The sequence below is a fragment of the Cellulomonas sp. T2.31MG-18 genome (assembly GCF_964266755.1).
In the GTDB taxonomy this organism is placed as follows: domain Bacteria; phylum Actinomycetota; class Actinomycetes; order Actinomycetales; family Cellulomonadaceae; genus Cellulomonas.
In genome coordinates this window covers 105506-122249 of record NZ_CAXWGW010000004.1, presented here as the reverse complement: position 1 = coordinate 122249, position 16744 = coordinate 105506, and the positions used below count along the sequence as shown (strand labels likewise).

Sequence of the window (16744 nt, the reverse complement as noted above, 5' to 3'; positions counted from 1 at the left end):
GGGCGCGGTCGCGGCGCGCGAGGCTCCACGAGAAGGAGTGGTCGCGCTCAGCGCGCCCAGCCCTCGCTCGGCACCCCGGCCACCGCGATCTCGTCGCGCTTGTCGCTGAACAGCCGGACGATGCTGACGGAGGCCGGTGCCACGCGCAGCTGCGACCACGACCCCGGTGCGGCCCCCATCGTCACGCCGAGCATCGCCCGGATGGCCACCGCGTGGCTGACCACCACCACGGTGCGACCCTCGCCGGCCGCCTGGAGCCGGTCCAGCCCGGCGCGCACCCGCTCACCGACGTCCGCGATCGACTCGCCGTCGGGCGGTCGGACCGTGCCGAGGGTGTGCCACGGCTCGAGCCGGCCCGGCCACCGCTCCTCGACCTGTTCCGCGGTCAGCCCCTGCCACGCTCCGAAGTCGGCCTCCCGGAAGGTGGCGTCGGTCTCGACGTGCAGCCCGAGCCGTTCCGCCACCACAGCCGCGGTCTGCTGCGTGCGCACCATCGGCGACGCGATCACCCGGCTCGGGTAGGCGATGTCACCCCACAGGTCCCGCCCGACCCGGTCGACGAGCGCCGCCACGTCGGCCGCCTGGCGCCGGCCCGTCTCGTCCAGCGGCGGTCCCGGCTCGCTCGAGCCGGAGTACCCGCGTGAGACGGTCATCGCCGTCTGCCCGTGCCGCACGAGCACGACGGTGACCGGTTCCTCCTCGTCGAACCGCACGCCCGCCCCGGACGGGCGAGGTGCGCGCCGAGCCGAGGAGCTGTCGGCTGCCGGAGTGCCGGCCGCCGCGGAGGACGACGAGGGGTCCCCAGACGCGGGGAGCAGGGAGCTCACGGAGGAACTCTGACGTCGGTCGGGCGGCGACGCCACCCCGCGCCCGGGCCGTGCGCCGGCACCCGTCAGCGGACGAGGATCCGCCCGCACTCCTCGCACCGGACCACCTGGTCCTCCGCCGCCGACCGGATCCGCTCCAGGTCGAGCGGGTTGAGCTCCATCCGGCACCCGTCGCACTGCCGGCCGCGCAGCGCCGCCGCCCCGCGACCTCCGAGCTGCCCGCGGAGCCGCTCGTACAACGCGAGCAGACCGGCATCCAGGCCGGCCGCCGCGTTCTGGCGCTCCGCCCGCAGCCGGCCTGCCTCGTCGTCCAGCTCGCGCTCCGCCTGTTCCCGCTCGGCCGCCGACGCGGACTGCTGCTCGACCAGCGCCGCGTGCGCCTTCTCGAGCTCGGCCAGCGCGGCCGTGTGCGCCTCCAGGCGCTCCATCACCGCGAGCTCGACCTCCTCCAGGTCGGCCTGCCGCCGGGCCAGGCTCTCGATCTCGCTGGTCAGCGCCTGCGCGTCCTTGGCACCGGCGCCCGCCTGCAGGCGCGCCTGGTCCCGCACGGCCCGGCTGCGCACCTGCTCGACGTCGGTCTCCGCCTTCGACAGCTCCCGGCGCAGGTCTCCGGCCGCCGTGCGTGACGTGACGAGCGCCGTGTCCAGGTCCGCGAGCTGTGCCGCCAGCTCGCTGATCCGCTCGAGCACCGGCAGGGTCCGGCGGCGGTGCGCGTTCTGGTCCAGACGCGTGTCGAGCTCCTGCACCTCGAGGAGGCGGTGCTGGTCGGCGGCGGGGGCTGTGGTCACGAGTCTCCTTCGGGTGCGCCGGCCAGCGGCGCCGGACCGTCCACACGGGCGGTCCACGGATCGGTACGCAGGGTGCTGACGCGGGTGCTCACGGTAGCGCCCACCGCGCCGAGGTCTCGCTCGAGCGCCGCTGCGGCGCGGCGCAACCACGGCCACTCCGAGGCGAAGTGCGCGGTGTCGACCAGCGCGGGGACGCCCGTCGGCGACTCGAACAGCGCGCGCTCGCGCTGCTCGGAGGCGGGGTGGTGGCGCAGGTCGGACGTCACGTACACGTCGACCCCGGCCGCGCGGACGGCATCGAGCTCGCTGTCGCCCGAGCCGCCGAGCACCGCGACACTCTCGACGCGAAGGTCGGGCGCACCGGCGTACCGCACACCCTGGGGTGTGGCCGGCAGGGCCGCCGCGACCGCTCGTGCGAAGGCGTCGAGGCTCATCGGGATGGGCAGTCGCCCGACCCGACCGAGACCCGTGCCGCCCGGCAGTGCCGCGAGCTCCAGCACGTCGAACGCCGGCTCCTCGTACGGGTGCGCGGAGCGCATCGCGGCCACCACGGCCGCGCGCCGGTCGCGGCTCGCGACCATCTCGACCCGCGCCTCCACGACGTGCGCCCGTTCCCCCGGTGCCCCGACAGCCGGGTGCGCCTCCCCGGACGGCACGAACGTGCCCTCGCCCGTGCTCGACCACGCGCACCGGCTGTACTCGCCCAACGCTCCCGCGCCCGCGGCTGCCATCGCGTCGACCACGTGCTCCGCATCGCCCACGGGCACGAACACCACGTGCTTGTCGAGCGCGGGTCCCGGGTCCGCGACCAGAGGCCGGGTCTCCACGAGGCCGACCGCCGCCGCCAGGGCGTCCGCGACGCCGTCGGCGGCCGCGTCGGCGTTCGTGTGGGCGTTGTACAGCGCCGCGCCGCTGCGCAGCAGCCGGTGCACGACCGACCCCTTGAAGGTCGTCGCTGCGACGGAGTGCACGGGCCGCAGGAAGAGGGGGTGGTGGGTGACGACCAGATCGGCGCCCCACTCCAGCGCCTCGTCCACGACGGCGGCGACGGGGTCGACGGCGAACAGCACCCGCCGCACGGCCTGTTCCGGGTCCCCGACGACGAGGCCCACCGAGTCCCACGACTGTGCCGTCCCAGGCGGGTACCGCCGGTCGAGCGCGCGGACCACCTGCGCCAGCGTCGGCGTACCTGGGGGCGGCGGGCTCGAGACGCTCATCGCCGCCAACCTATCGCCCAGCCGGGGCACCGCTAGGCTGTGGCGTCCTCGGGGCCTGTAGCTCAGTTGGTCAGAGCGCCGCGCTTACACCGCGGAGGTCGTCGGTTCGAGACCGGCCGGGCCCACCCTCGTCGCTCCGTGGTCGCCGCTCCGCTTCCCTGCGGAACGGTCAGCGACCCCGGCCGCGGGTCGCCAGCCGAGTGGCGGACCAGTCCGGGGCGATCGAGAAGGTCGACATCGCGTGCAGGCCCGACGTCGTGGCGGCCTCCTCGATGTCGCTGTGCGACACGTGACCCGCGCGGCCGGCCTTGGGCGTCAGCACCCAGATCGGTCCGGCACCGTCCAGCACCGTCATGGCGTCCACCAGGGCGTCGGTCAGGTCGCCGTCGTCCTCCCGGAACCAGATCAGGGCGCCGTCGGTGACGTCGTCGTAGTCCTCGTCGACCAGCTCCGAACCCGTCAGGGCCTCGAGCCCCCGGCGCAGGTCCTCGTCGACGTCGTCGTCGTAACCGAACTCCTGGATCACCTGCCCGGAGATGAAACCCAGATGCGCCGCCTGCGCGGCTGCGTCGTCCGCGGTGGATGACACGACCTGACTGCTCCCTTCGGGCCGACCTGCTGATGACCGCACACGCTAGCCCACGCACCTCCGGTTGGCCCCGACAAGAGGTCTCAGGCGCCGCGCGCCGCCCGGTGTCGCCGACGTCACGCTGCTGCACGGGTCCTCGTGTGACTTTCGGCCCACGGACGGCGGAGAATGTGGGGCACTGCCCGATGCGCCGCGGCCACAGCCGCCACCCGCGGAGGGACCGGATGCGCACCGGGGCGACCAACGTCCCGGCGCGCACGAGAGCGCAAGGAGCGAAGGTGGCGTCGATCGACGAGACGGGTCCCCTCATCGGCGGACTTCTCAGCCAGGTTCCGGACATCGACCCCGAGGAGACCGGGGAGTGGCTCGAGTCGCTGGACGGGCTGATCGACTCCGAGGGCGGTCCCCGCGCCCGCTACGTGCTGATGAGCATGCTGCGGCACGCCCGGCAGCGGAACGTCGCGATCCCGGCCTCGCTCAATACGCCGTACGTGAACACGATCGCGGTGCACAACGAGCCGTACTTCCCCGGCGACGAGGTGATGGAGCGCCAGTACCGGCGCCTGATCCGCTGGAACGCCGCCGTGATGGTGACCCGTGCGCAGCGGCCCGGCGTCGCCGTCGGCGGGCACATCTCGTCGTACGCGTCCGTCGCGACGCTCTACGAGGTCGGCCTCAACCACTTCTTCCGGGGCAAGGACCACCCGGGCGGCGGTGACCAGGTCTACTTCCAGGGCCACGCCTCCCCCGGCGTGTACGCCCGCGCCTTCCTCGAGGGCCGTCTGAGCGCCGAGCAGCTCGACGGGTTCCGCCAGGAGCTGTCCCACCCGGGCGGCGGTCTGCCGTCCTACCCGCACCCCCGCCTGCTGCCCGACCTGTGGGAGTTCCCGACCGTGTCCATGGGCCTCGGCCCGTCGTCGGCGATCTACCAGGCGTGGACCAACCGCTACCTGCACGAGCGCGGCATCAAGGACACCAGCCAGCAGGACGTGTGGGCGTTCCTCGGCGACGGCGAGATGGACGAGCCGGAGTCGCGCGGCATGCTGCAGCTCGCCTCGTCGCAGGGCCTGGACAACCTGACGTTCGTCGTCAACTGCAACCTGCAGCGGCTGGACGGTCCGGTGCGCGGCAACGGCAAGATCATCCAGGAGCTCGAGGCGCAGTTCCGCGGCGCCGGCTGGAACGTCATCAAGGTGATCTGGGGCCGCGAGTGGGACGTCCTGCTCAACGCCGACAAGGACCGCGCGCTGGTCAACCTGATGAACGTCACCCCGGACGGCGACTTCCAGACGTACCGGGCGGAGGACGGCGCGTTCATCCGCGAGCACTTCTTCGGCCGTGACCCGCGGACCAAGAAGCTCGTCGAGAACATGACGGACGACGACATCTGGGCGCTCAAGCGTGGCGGCCACGACTACCGCAAGGTGTACGCGGCCTACAAGGCGGCCCGCGAGCACACCGGTCAGCCGACGGTCATCCTCGCCCACACCATCAAGGGCTACGGCCTGGGCTCCGGGTTCGCCGGCCGCAACGCGACGCACCAGATGAAGAAGCTCAAGGTCGACGAGCTGAAGACCCTCCGCGACACGCTGCACCTGCCGATCACCGACGCGCAGCTCGAGGAGAACCCGTACCTGCCGCCGTACTACAACCCGGGTCCGGACGACGAGGCGATCCAGTACATGCTGGAGCGGCGTCGTCAGCTGGGCGGCTTCGTCCCGGAGCGCCGCGCGACGTACAAGCCGCTGGTCCTGCCGGAGCCCAAGGTGTACGAGCGGCTGGCCAAGGGCTCGGGCACGCAGCAGGTCGCCACGACGATGGCCCTGGTCCAGCTGTTCAAGGACCTGGTCAAGGACAAGGCCATCGGCTCCCGCCTGGTGCCGATCGTCCCGGACGAGGCCCGCACGTTCGGCCTCGACGCCCTGTTCCCGAGCGCCAAGATCTTCAACACGCTCGGGCAGCACTACATGGCGGTCGACCGCGAGCTGATGCTCTCCTACAAGGAGTCGCCGTCCGGCCAGATCATGCACACCGGCATCAACGAGGCCGGGTCCGCCTCCGCCTTCCAGGCGACCGGCACCAGCTACGCCACGCACGGCGAGCCGCTGATCCCGTTCTACTTCTACTACTCGATGTTCGGGTTCCAGCGCACCGGCGACCAGTTCTGGGCCGCAGGCGACCAGATGGCCCGCGGGTTCCTGATCGGCGCCACCGCGGGCCGGACCACCCTGACCGGTGAGGGGCTGCAGCACGCCGACGGCCACTCGCCGGTGATCGCGGCGACCATGCCGCACGTCGTCCACTACGACCCGGCGTACGGGTACGAGATCCGGCACATCGTGCGGGACGGCATCGAGCGGATGTACGGCGACGGGAGCGACGGGCGCGACCCGAACGTCGTCTACTACCTGACCGTCTACAACGAGCCGATGCCGCAGCCAGCGGAGCCGGAGAACGTGGACGTCGAGGGCATCCTGCGGGGCATCTACCTGGTCAGCCCGGCCGAGGGCGACGGACCGCGCGCCCAGATCCTCGCCTCCGGCGTGGGCGTCCCGTGGGCGCTCGAGGCGCAGCAGCTGCTCGCCCAGGACTGGGGCGTGCGCGCCGCGGTCTGGTCGGTGACCAGCTGGAACGAGCTGCGCCGCGACGGCCTCGCCGCGGACGAGCACGCCTTCCTGCACCCCGGCGAGCCGGCACGTGTGCCGTACCTGACCGCCAAGCTCGCCGGTGCGGAGGGCCCGTTCGTCGCGACGTCGGACTTCGACCACCTGGTCCCCGACCAGGTGCGCGCGTGGATCCCCGGCCGGTACGCCACCCTCGGTGCCGACGGGTTCGGGTTCTCGGACACGCGCGCCGCCGCACGCCGCCACTTCAAGATCGACGGTCCGTCGGTCGCCGTGCGGGTGCTGCAGCAGCTGGTCGCCGAGGGTGCGGTGGACCCGTCCCTGCCGGCCCAGGCCATCGAGCGGTACCGGCTCTACGACGTGACGGCCGGCACCTCGGGCACCACTGGCGGCGACAGCTGATCCGTACCCGTCCTACGCCGCGGCCCGTCCGGTGCATCCGGGCGGGCCGCGGTGCTGTCGGCGGCAGCGCACCACGGACCGCGCCTCCGGCAAGCCGCACGGGCGCCAGGGCGGCGTGACACGGGGATCAGGTGCCCGGGAGGGCCTGCTCCGCCTCGGCGACCGCCTGCGTGAGCTCCGCCCGCATCGCCTGCACGGCTGCCTGGTCGGGGTAGAGCGACAACGCGTCGAGGTGCTGCTTGGCGTCCAGCGGCCGCCCGGCCTCGATGGACGCGAGCACCAGCTCGCGCGCCACCTCCGGATCGTGCTCGCGCGGCCGCCAGTGACCCACGCCGAGCCCGAGAGCCTCGACCGGCTGACCGGCCTCGCGCAGCAGCGCCAGGCCTTGGGCCAGGGCGCGTCCGGAGGGGTCGCGCTCGGCGGCCGTCACGACGCGCCGCATGGTCCCGTCGTGGTCGTCGTGCACCGACAGCCGGGCCAGCTCGATGAGCGGGTACCACCCGCGCGGGTTGCCGGCGAACTCCTCGGCGAGCGCCCAGACGGCGAGGTCGGCGGCGTGCCGCCGCTCCTGCTCGTCGGCCGGCGCCGTCAGCGGGTCCTGGTCGGCGACCGACTCCGCCGCCCGGCGTCGGACGATCTCGGCGAGCGCCTGGAAGGCCCGCTCGTTGTTCGGGTCGTCCGCCAGCATGGACCGCAGCGCGTCCTCGTGGAGGGTGTCGCCGCGACGCTGGCTCGAGGTCGGACGACGCGCTCCGACGCGTGATGCCGACGACGGGCGTCGGATCAGCTGACGGAGACGAGGCAGGAGTGCCATGCAGCGACCATAGCCGAGGGCGTCTCGCCGCACCCGGCCACGCGGAGCCCGTGCAGGGCCGCCTGGTGCCCGCCGTGACTTCCGCCGCCCGACGACGCGTTCGGGGCAGTTTGTCGACTCCCCACAAGTGCGCCCGTATGCTCCGGGCATGAACCCTGCGAGCCCCCGTGGCGGACCCGCTGACGGTCGTGCGTCGACGACAGCGGGACGGGGCCCCGACGGCACGCACCGCCCGCCGCGGGGACCACGGGTGGCACCGTCCCCCTCCACCAGCCCGGAGACGCAGCGCCGCGTGCGGGAGGCCGCGGGCGACCTCGCCGCGGCGACGATGCGCCGCCTCGACGCCGACCTCGAGTGGTACCGGGCGCTGCCCGCCGAGGACCGGTCGTGGGTGGGGCTGGTCGCCCAGGCGGGCATCACCGCCTTCGTCCAGTGGTTCTCGGACCCGACCCGCGCACCGGCCGGAGCCGGGGAGATCTTCTCCGGCGCACCGCCCGAGCTCACCCGGTCGATCTCGTTGCAGCACACGCTGCAGCTGGTGCGCATCGGCGTGGACGTCGTCGAGGCGCACAGCGACCGCCTCGCCGCCCCGGGCGAGGAGCGGGAGCTGCGCGAGGCGGTGCTGCGCTACTCCCGCGAGGTCGCCTTCTCGGCGGCGGACGTCTACGCCCGGGCGGCGGAGGTGCGGGGCGCGTGGGACGCCCGCCTCGAGGCGCTGGTCGTCGACTCGCTGGTCCGCGGCGACGTCGACGACTCGCTCCGGTCCAGGGTCGCCGCGCTCGGCTGGCGCGGCCACGGCGCGATGCTCGTGGTGGTCGGCACGACGACGTCCTCGCTGGAGGAGGTTCGCGCCACGGACCTGCGCCGCGCGACGCGTCGCGAGGCCGACGTCCTCGTCGGCATCCAGGGCGACCGCCTCGTCGTGTTCCTCTCCGGCGACGGGGACCTCGGTGCCGTGGTGACCAGCCTGCTGCCGCGGTTCGGTCCGGGGCCCGTCGTGGTGGGTCCGCCGGCCCAGGACCTCACCGACTGCGCACGCTCGGCCCGGGCGGCGCTGGCCGGCCTCCAGGCGGCCGCGGCCTGGGCGAACGCCCCACGACCGGTCCAGGCGGACGAGCTGCTCCCGGAACGCGTCCTGGTCGGTGACACCACCGCCCGCCGCCAGCTGGTCGCGCGGGCCTACGCGCCGCTCGCCGCGGGCCAGGGCGCCCTGCTCGACACCTTGACCGCGTACCTCGGCACCGGACGTTCGCTCGAGGCGGCGGCGCGGTCGCTCTACGTGCACCCGAACACGGTCCGGTACCGCCTGCGTCGCGTCGCCGAGATCACGGGCTGGGACCCGCTGGACGCACGCGACTCGTACGTGCTCCAGACGTCGGTCGCGCTCGGGCGCCTCGACGGCGTGGCGCCCGCGAGCTGATCGGCTTGTAGGACTCTCACAAGGGCGTCCGACGAGGTTGGTGCCCGCCGTGACCGGGACGGGTTGACGTCACCCGGCACAGTGGTCGGGTGCTCGTCGTCGTCTGCCCCGGCCAGGGTGCCCAGTCCCCCGGCATGCTCACCCCCTGGCTCGAGGTGCCCGGCGTGGCCCCCGCGCTCCACCACGCCGCGGAGGTGACGGGCGTCGACCTGGTCCGTCACGGCACCACGTCGGACGCCGACACCATCCGCGACACGGCCGTCGCCCAGCCCCTGCTGGTCGCCTCGGCGCTCGCGTCGTTGCGAGCGGTCCTGGGCGCCTCCGAGCCCACCGCCGGCTGGACCGAGGTGGCCGCGGGACGACTGGGCGGCGTCGGCGGGCACTCGGTGGGAGAGCTGGCGGCGCTGGCGATCTCGGGCGTGGTGTCCGACGACGAGGCGCTGCGCCTGGTCGCCGTGCGGGGCGCCGCGATGGCACGGGCAGCCGCTGCCGGACCGACCACCGGGATGAGCGCCGTGCTCGGCGGCGACCCGCAGGAGGTGCTGACCGCGATCGCCCGGCACGGGCTCGTGGCCGCCAACGTCAACGGTGGCGGTCAGGTGGTCGCCGCCGGACCGCTGGACCGCCTCGCGGCGCTGGCCGCAGAACCGCCGGCCAAGGCCCGGATCATCGCCCTGCAGGTCGCCGGAGCGTTCCACACGGACGTGATGGCACCCGCGGTGGCCGACCTGCAGGCGGCAGCCGACCAGGTGCTGCCGGCGGATCCGACCACCCCGCTGCTCAGCAACGCCGACGGCGAGCTCGTCTCGTCCGGCGCCGACGCCCTCGCACGCGTCGTCGCGCAGGTCGCACGTCCGGTCCGGTGGGACCTGTGCCAGCAGACGATGGCGGAGCAGGGCGTGACGGGGCTGCTCGAGGTGGCCCCCGGCGGCGTCCTGACCGGACTGGCCCGGCGTACGCTGCCCGGGGTCGAGACCGTCGCGCTGAAGTCGCCGGCCGACCTGGACGCCGCGCGGGACCTCGTGCTCCGGCACGCCGCGCCCACCGCGAAGGAGCAGCAGTGACCCGTCCCACCCTGACGCAGTCCAGCGGTGCCGCGCACAGCCGGATCCTCGGTCTCGGAGGCGCACGCGGCGAGCGCGTCGTGCCGAACGACGAGCTGGTCGGCCCGATCGACTCGTCCGACGAGTGGATCCAGCAGCGCACCGGCATCGTCACCCGGCGCCGGGCCGGCGCCGACGTCTCGGTGCTGGACCTCGCCGAGGAGGCGGCCCGCGCCGCGATCGCCGACGCAGGGCTGACCGGTGCGGACATCGACGCGGTGATCCTGTCGACCGTCACCTACTTCCACCAGACGCCGGCCGGCGCCGCGATCGTCGCCGACCGGATCGGTGCGACGCCGGCTGCCGCCTACGACATCTCGGCGGCGTGCGCGGGCTACTGCTACGGCATCGGCCAGGCCGACGCCCTGGTCCGGGCGGGAGCCGCGCGCAACGTGCTGGTGATCGGCGCCGAGAAGATGAGCGAGTTCGTCGACCCGACCGACCGGTCGATCTCGTTCCTGCTGGGCGACGGCGCCGGTGCCGTCGTCGTCGGTCCGTCGGACTTCCCGGGCATCGGCCCGACGGTGTGGGGGTCCGACGGCGGGCAGTCCCAGCTGATCCGCCAGACGCACTCGTGGCTGCAGTGGCGCGAGGACTCCTCGCTCGGCTGGCCGACGCTGCGGCAGGAGGGTCAGTCGGTGTTCAAGTGGGCCGTCTGGCAGATGGCCCCGATCGCGCAGAAGGCGCTGGACGCCGCCGGCGTGACGGCCGACCAGATCGACGTCTTCGTGCCGCACCAGGCGAACATGCGGATCATCGACCTGCTGATCAAGCAGCTGAAGCTGCCCGAGACCGTCGTGGTCGGACGTGACATCGCCGACACCGGCAACACGTCGGCCGCCTCGATCCCCCTGGCGACGGAGCGTCTGCGCCGCGAGGGCAAGGCGAAGTCCGGCGACCTGTGCCTGCAGATCGGCTTCGGCGCGGGGCTGGTGTACGCCGCCCAGGTCGTCGTGCTGCCCTGACGCCGTCGCGACCCGCTGTAGGTTTCGTCCGACCCGCACCACCGACACGAGGAGAACCCCCATGGCGTACACCGAGCAGGAGATCCTGGCCGGCCTGGCCGAGATCGTCAGCGAGGAGACCGGCCTGCCGACCGACTCCGTCCTGCCCGAGAAGTCCTTCACCGACGACCTCGACATCGACTCGCTCTCGATGATGACGATCGTGACGCTGGCCGAGGAGAAGTTCTCGGTCACCATCCCCGACGACGAGGTCAAGAACCTCGCCACCGTCGGCGACGCCGTGTCGTTCATCGCCGGCGCACAGGCCTGATCGGCTCCGGCCGCTGTCACCGGCCGGTGCCGGCGCCCTCGGTGCCCGCACCGGCCGGTGACACCCCCGTCCCCCTCACGACCAGGAGCATCCGATGACACCCGTACCCGACGTCGTCGTCACCGGGATGGGGGCCACCACGCCCCTCGGCGGTGACCTCACCAGCACGTGGAACGCGGCGCTCGCCGGTGAGTCGGGGGCACGACCCTTCGACAACGACTGGGTGGAGCGGTACGGGCTCCCCGTCACCTTCGCGGCCACCATCAAGGTGTCGCCGCGGGACGTCCTGCCCGTGCCGGAGCTGAAGAAGCTCGACCCGTCGGCCCAGTACGCGATGATCGCGACGCGTGAGGCGTGGGCGGACGCCGGCTCCCCCGAGGTCGACCGCGAACGTCTCGGTGTCGTGGTGTCCTCGGGCATCGGTGGCATCTGGACCACGCTGGACGCCTGGGACACGCTGCGCGAGAAGGGCGCCCGTCGCGTCCTCCCGATGACGGTGCCGATGCTCATGCCGAACTCCCCGACGGCCTTCGTCTCGCTCGAGCTCGGCGCACGGGCCGGGGCGCACGCCTTGGTGTCCGCGTGCGCGAGCGGCGCGGAGGCGATCGGCTACGCCGTGGAGATGATCCGCAGCGGCCGGGCCGACGTCGTGGTGGCAGGCGGTACCGAGGCCTCGATCCACCCCATGCCCGTCGCGGCGTTCGCGGCGTCTCGCACCCTCTCGCTCCGCAACGACGACCCGCAGGCCGCGTCCCGGCCGTACGACGTCGACCGCGACGGGTTCGTGCTCGGCGAGGGCGCGGGCATCGTGGTGCTGGAGAGCGCCGAGCACGCCGCCGCCCGCGGCGCCCGGGTCTACGCCCGGATCGCCGGTGTCGGGCTGTCCTCGGACGGCTACCACATCACGTCGCCCGAGCCGAGCGGCGACGGCCAGATCCGCGCGATGAGCGCCGCGCTGAAGGACTCCGGCGTGGCGGCGCGGGACGTGGTGCACGTCAACGCGCACGCCACCTCGACCGTGGTCGGCGACCTGATCGAGGCGCGGTCCATCCGGGGCCTCCTCGGCGACGAGGCGGACCACGTGGCCCTGTCGGCCACCAAGTCGATGACCGGGCACCTGCTGGGCGGCGCGGGAGCGCTGGAGACGATCTTCACGGTGCTGGCGCTGCACGACCGCCAGGCACCGCCGACGATCAACGTCGACAAGCCCGACCCCGAGCTGGTGCTGGACCTGGTCCGGTCCGAGCCGCGGCCGCTGCCGGACGGTCAGATCGCCGCGGTGAACAACTCGTTCGGCTTCGGCGGGCACAACGTGGCCCTGGTGGTCACCTCCGCCTGACGGCGGCCCCGCCTGACGGCGACGCACGACGGGCGCCCGACGACCCAGGTCGTCCGGCGCCCGTCGTCGTCCTCGCGTCGGGAGTCGCCTCGCCTGCTCGCGTCAGCCGACGCGGTGCAGCCAGCGGACAGGCGCCCCGGCACCGGCGTACCGGAACGGCTCGAGCTCGTCGTCCCACGCCTGCCCGAGCGCCAGGTCGAGCTCGGCACGGAGCCGGGCGGCGTCGCCGGCGTGCTCCAGCGCGGCGCGGATGCGGTCCTCCGGCACGACGATGTTGCCGTGCACGTCCGTCGCGGCGTGGAAGATGCCCAGCTCGGGCGTGTGGCTCCACCGCGCGCCGTCGGCGCCGTGGCTCGCCTCCTCGGTCACCTCGTACCGCAGGTGCGCCCAGCCGCGCAGTGCCGACGCGAGCCGCGCGCCCGTGCCCTGCGGGCCCTGCCAGGACAGCTCCGCCCGGTAGAAGCCCGGCCCCGCCGGCTGCACGGTCCAGTCCATGCTGACGCGCACCCCGAGCGTGTTGCCGGCCGCCCACTCGACGTGGGGGCACAGCGCGCGGGGTGCTGAGTGCACGAAAAGAACACCGCGGGTCAGAGCACCGGCCATGTCATCCTCCTGGGCGGATCGAGGTTCGCCTTCCCCAACGACCTCGCTCAGCACCCAGGAGACTTCGTGGCGCTCGCGGCGTACGGGGCCAGCATGCCTGACGACACGCCGCCAGCGCCAGCGCGAGCGCGGCGCGCCCCGCTCCGAGCGGCTACAGCTGCTCGCGGATCGCGCGCATCGCCTTCTTGCGGACGGACCGCTCGAGGCGGTCGAGGTACAGCATCCCGTCGAGGTGGTCCACCTCGTGCTGCAGGGCGCGGGCCATGAGCTCGGTGCCCTCGACCACCACCTCGTGGCCGTCGAGGTCGGTACCGACCACCCGCGCGTACCAGGCGCGCCGCGTGGGGTACCAGAGGCCGGGCACCGAGAGGCAGCCCTCGTCGCCGTCCTGGTACTCGTCCTCCGACAGCTCGACGATCACGGGGTTCAGCACGTAGCCGATCTCGTCGTCGATGTTCCACGAGAAGGCGCGCAGGCTGACGCCGATCTGGTTGGCAGCCAGGCCGGCACGTCCCTCCTGGTCGACGGTCTCCAGCAGGTCCTCCACCAGCCCGCGGACACGGGCGTCGATGGTCGTCACGGGGTCGCACGGGGTGCGCAGCACGGGGTCGCCGACGATCCGGATCTCACGCAGGGCCATGGCTCGATCCTCCCATGAAGCGACCCGGCGCCGGTGAGCCGCCCGACTGCGTCGCCGCCCGGATGTGACGCACCAGACGACGCGAGGCGCGAGTCCTGCCGCTTGCGCGGGGTACCGTGTCTTTGTACTGACTGGTCAGTGTGAGAGAGGCTCCGTGAACACCGACGCACGCCATCTGCCCACCGCCGTCGCGTCCGCGCCCAGGGAGGTACCGCCTGCCGTACGGGCCACGGGACTCGCGCTGCACGGCAGCAGGGGCACCGTCTACGGACCCCTGGACCTCGAGCTGCCGAGCGGCGGCCTCGTCGTGGTGCAAGGGCCGCAGGGCGGCGGGCGGTCCAGCCTGCTGCTCACGCTGGCGGGCCGCATGGTGCCCGACGCCGGGTCGCAGCTGGAGGTCCTGGGCGAGCCGCTCCCCCGTCGGCGGCGGGCGGTGCAGCGACGGGCCGCCGTCGCGGGCTTCGCCGGTATCGACGACCTCGACGGTTCGGTGACGGTCGGTGCGACCGTGCGCGAACGGCTGGCGTGGCTGCGACCGTGGTGGGCGCGCTCGCCGCGGGTCGACCAGGCCGCCTTCGGCCGGCTGGCGGCACCGGTGTTCGGACCGCGGCCGCTCCCCCAGGTCGACACCCTGGTCTGGGACCTCGACGAGGTCGACGCCATGCTGCTGCGCGTCACGCTGGCGATGGCGCAGGCACCCGACCTCCTGCTGGTCGACGACGTCGACCAGGTCCACGACAGCACCCGGCGCCAGACGGTGTGGGGCTGCCTCGAGGCGCTGACGGCGTCCGGCACCACCGTCGTCGCCGCCGTCGCCTCGTTCGACGAGCTCGCGCGGATGCAGTGGACGTCGCCACCGACGCGGGTGGCGCTCTCCTCGGGTCCGCACGCCGTGCCCGCCGCCGCCTGACCCCCATCTGCCGCGCCACACCCCCGACCACCCTCCCGAGGACTGCGATGACCTCCCTCACCTCCACCGGCACCGAGCTGCGCCGGTTTCGCCACGGGCTGCTGCCCAAGCTCGCGATCGCCGCGATGGTGCTGGTGCCGCTGCTGTACGGCGCCCTCTACCTGTGGGCGTTCTGGGACCCGACCGGGCACCTCGACCGCCTGCCCGTCGCCCTGGTCAACTCCGACGCCGGCGCCGTGCGCGACGGCGCACCGGTGCACGCGGGAGACGAGGTCACCACGGCGCTGGTCGACTCCAAGGCGCTCAAGTGGGTGCGCACCGACGCCGGGGACGCCGCGACGGGTGTGCGGGACGGCCGCTACTACTTCGCGCTCACCGTCCCGGCCGACTTCTCCGCCTCCGTCGTGTCCGCCGGCGGGAGCGAGCCGCACCCCGCCCAGCTGCAGGTGACGTACGACGACACCAACTCGTTCCTCGCCACCACGCTCGGCCGCAGCGCGATGGCGCAGGTGTCCGACGCCGTCCGGGCGACGATCGGTCAGCAGGCGGCCGACCAGGTGCTGGTCGGGCTCGGGTCGGCGCGTGACGGCTTCGCCCGTGCGTCGGACGGTGCGCTGACGCTGCAGGCGGCGGCCGGGACGCTGTCGTCGGGCGCGCACCAGGTGGCCTCCGGTGCCGATGCCGCGGCCGGGGGCGCCGCGAGCCTGGCCTCCGGCAGCGCGGCAGCAGCGAGCGGGTCTGCCACGCTCGACAAGGGGGCGCACGCCCTGGCCGACGGCACCTCGACGCTCGCCACCGGCGCGCAGGCCACCGCCTCGGGGGCACGGACGCTCGCCGCCGGTGCTGCCCGGCTCGCCGACGGCAGCACGACGGCGGCGACGTCGGCGACCGCGCTCGCCACCGGCGCGGCGCAGGTGTCCGCCGGCGTCACGAGCACCGCGGGACAGGTGTCCGCGCTCACGACGCAGCTCGGAGACCTGTCGGGGGGCCTGTCCTCCGTCATGACGTACCTCGCCGCCCGGGCACCGGTGGACCCGACCGCGGCCGCGCTCCTGAGCGGGATGCAGAAGGACGCCGCCGCACTGCCCTCGGCCTCCCAGATCGCGCAGACCACGGAGCAGCTGTCCCAGCTGCAGGCGGGTGCGACCAAGGTCGCAGGCGGTGCGGGTCAGCTCAGCTCCGGACTGGGCACGCTGAGCACGTCTGCGTCGCAGCTCAGCTCCGGTGCCGCCGCCCTGGCCGGCGGGACGGCGCAGGTGTCCGGCGGAGCGGTGTCGGCCGCCGCCGGGGCGCACGACCTCGCGGCCGGTGCCGACCAGCTCGCCGCCGGCACCGCGACGCTCGCGACGGGCGCGACCACGCTCGCCGGCGGTACGAGCACCCTGGCGTCCGGAGCCTCGCGCGTCGCCGCAGGCTCGGACCAGCTCGGAGCCGGCTCCGCCACGCTGGCGGACGCGCTGCACAGCGGCGCTTCGTCCATCCCGGCGGACGACCCGGGGACGCAGGCGAGGCGGGCCGCGACGCTCAGCACGCCGGTCCGGCTGACGAGCACCGACGTGCACGCCGCCGCCGGCTTCGGCGAGGGGTTCGCGCCGTTCTTCATCCCGCTGGCGCTGTTCGTCGGCTCCCTGATCACCTGGCTGCTGCTGCGCCCGCTGCCCTCACGAGCGCTGGCCACACCGGCGTCGGGCTGGCGCGCGACGTTCGCCGGGTTCCTGCCGGCGATGGTGATCGGCGTCGCGCAGGTCGCGGTGATGCTCGCCGTCATCCACTGGGGGGTCGGGCTGCAGCCGGCATCCGCGGTGGGCATCGTCGCGTTCACCCTGCTCGTCGTCGCGGCGTTCCTCGCCCTGCAGCAGATGCTGGTGGCCGTGCTCGGTCCGGCCGGAGGCAAGGTGGCGGTCCTGGCGCTGCTGATGCTGCAGCTCGCCTCCTCCGGCGGCACCTACCCGGTGCAGACCACCCCCGCCTTCTTCCAGGCGGTGCACCCGTGGCTGCCCATGAGCTATGCGGTGAGCGGCCTGCGTGAGGTGATCACGGGCGGTGCGGACGGGCGGCTGCTGGTCGCGGTGCTGGTGCTGGTCGGGGTGCTGGTGGGGTCGCTCGCGATCACGGCGTGGCGCGCCGGTCGGATGCGCACGTGGACGCTGTCACGCCTGCACCCCGTGCTGTCGATCTGACAGGCTTCCGCAC

General features: G+C 73.9%; 15 protein-coding genes and 1 tRNA gene. 9 read left to right on the top strand and 7 right to left on the bottom strand.

What is annotated here, in order from left to right:
* Nucleotides 1–47 precede the first annotated feature (47 nt).
* The 3 genes from ACFQTY_RS15275 to ACFQTY_RS15265 all read right to left on the bottom strand — a co-directional run bounded on the left by ACFQTY_RS15275 (nt 48) and on the right by ACFQTY_RS15265 (nt 2832).
* Nucleotides 48–827, bottom strand: a complete 780-nt coding sequence (locus tag ACFQTY_RS15275; RefSeq protein WP_291762393.1) for a histidine phosphatase family protein — start codon at nt 825–827, stop codon at nt 48–50.
* Nucleotides 828–892: 65 nt separating this feature from the next.
* A complete protein-coding gene (locus ACFQTY_RS15270; protein ID WP_378102102.1) occupies nt 893–1615 on the bottom strand; it encodes a zinc ribbon domain-containing protein in 723 nt (240 codons plus the stop codon).
* The gene (locus tag ACFQTY_RS15265; protein ID WP_378102100.1) at nt 1612–2832 is read right to left on the bottom strand and encodes a Nif3-like dinuclear metal center hexameric protein; all 1221 of its coding nucleotides are present in this window, start codon (nt 2830–2832) and stop codon (nt 1612–1614) included. The genes ACFQTY_RS15270 and ACFQTY_RS15265 overlap by 4 nt, the downstream gene beginning before the upstream one ends.
* Nucleotides 2833–2883: 51 nt before the next feature.
* Here ACFQTY_RS15265 and ACFQTY_RS15260 point away from each other — a divergent pair.
* Nucleotides 2884–2957 (top strand) — tRNA-Val (locus ACFQTY_RS15260).
* Nucleotides 2958–3001: 44 nt separating this feature from the next.
* On the opposite strand, the gene ACFQTY_RS15255 is transcribed toward ACFQTY_RS15260, so the two are convergent.
* Nucleotides 3002–3421: a DUF3052 domain-containing protein gene (locus ACFQTY_RS15255; RefSeq protein WP_263730295.1), complete on the bottom strand. Its 420-nt coding sequence runs from the start codon at nt 3419–3421 to the stop codon at nt 3002–3004.
* 278 nt (nt 3422–3699) lie between these two features.
* Here ACFQTY_RS15255 and aceE point away from each other — a divergent pair, with 278 nt between their 5' ends.
* Complete coding sequence (gene aceE / locus ACFQTY_RS15250; protein ID WP_378102097.1) at nt 3700–6447, top strand: pyruvate dehydrogenase (acetyl-transferring), homodimeric type; 2748 nt, start codon at nt 3700–3702, stop codon at nt 6445–6447.
* A gap of 127 nt (nt 6448–6574) precedes the next feature.
* Here the strand turns inward: aceE and ACFQTY_RS15245 are convergent, their stop codons facing one another.
* Nucleotides 6575–7261, bottom strand: coding sequence for a hypothetical protein (locus tag ACFQTY_RS15245; protein WP_378102095.1), 687 nt, complete (start codon nt 7259–7261; stop codon nt 6575–6577).
* 148 nt (nt 7262–7409) lie between these two features.
* On the opposite strand from ACFQTY_RS15245, the gene ACFQTY_RS15240 reads away from it, so the two are divergent.
* The 5 genes from ACFQTY_RS15240 to ACFQTY_RS15220 all read left to right on the top strand — a co-directional run bounded on the left by ACFQTY_RS15240 (nt 7410) and on the right by ACFQTY_RS15220 (nt 12398).
* Complete coding sequence (locus ACFQTY_RS15240; protein ID WP_378102093.1) at nt 7410–8681, top strand: PucR family transcriptional regulator; 1272 nt, start codon at nt 7410–7412, stop codon at nt 8679–8681.
* Nucleotides 8682–8770: 89 nt separating this feature from the next.
* Nucleotides 8771–9745, top strand: coding sequence for an ACP S-malonyltransferase (locus tag ACFQTY_RS15235; RefSeq protein WP_378102090.1), 975 nt, complete (start codon nt 8771–8773; stop codon nt 9743–9745).
* The gene (locus tag ACFQTY_RS15230; RefSeq protein WP_263730290.1) at nt 9742–10749 is read left to right on the top strand and encodes a beta-ketoacyl-ACP synthase III; all 1008 of its coding nucleotides are present in this window, start codon (nt 9742–9744) and stop codon (nt 10747–10749) included. Before ACFQTY_RS15235 ends, ACFQTY_RS15230 begins: the two co-directional genes overlap by 4 nt.
* Nucleotides 10750–10810: 61 nt before the next feature.
* Complete coding sequence (locus tag ACFQTY_RS15225; protein ID WP_263730289.1) at nt 10811–11059, top strand: acyl carrier protein; 249 nt, start codon at nt 10811–10813, stop codon at nt 11057–11059.
* A gap of 94 nt (nt 11060–11153) precedes the next feature.
* On the top strand, nt 11154–12398 hold the full coding sequence (locus ACFQTY_RS15220) for a beta-ketoacyl synthase (RefSeq protein WP_263730288.1): 1245 nt from the start codon (nt 11154–11156) through the stop codon (nt 12396–12398).
* Nucleotides 12399–12500: 102 nt separating this feature from the next.
* Here ACFQTY_RS15220 and ACFQTY_RS15215 read toward each other — a convergent pair whose 3' ends face one another.
* Both ACFQTY_RS15215 and def read right to left on the bottom strand, forming a co-directional pair.
* Entirely contained in the window at nt 12501–13001 is a 501-nt protein-coding gene (locus tag ACFQTY_RS15215; RefSeq protein WP_263730287.1) for a DUF3145 domain-containing protein, read from the bottom strand.
* Nucleotides 13002–13152: 151 nt separating this feature from the next.
* A complete protein-coding gene (def, locus tag ACFQTY_RS15210) occupies nt 13153–13641 on the bottom strand; it encodes a peptide deformylase (RefSeq protein WP_378102085.1) in 489 nt (162 codons plus the stop codon).
* 154 nt (nt 13642–13795) lie between these two features.
* On the opposite strand from def, the gene ACFQTY_RS15205 reads away from it, so the two are divergent.
* On the top strand, nt 13796–14551 hold the full coding sequence (locus ACFQTY_RS15205) for an AAA family ATPase (protein ID WP_378102082.1): 756 nt from the start codon (nt 13796–13798) through the stop codon (nt 14549–14551).
* Between the two features lie 47 nt (nt 14552–14598).
* The gene (locus ACFQTY_RS15200) at nt 14599–16731 is read left to right on the top strand and encodes a YhgE/Pip family protein (protein ID WP_378102079.1); all 2133 of its coding nucleotides are present in this window, start codon (nt 14599–14601) and stop codon (nt 16729–16731) included.
* Nucleotides 16732–16744: the final 13 nt, after the last annotated feature.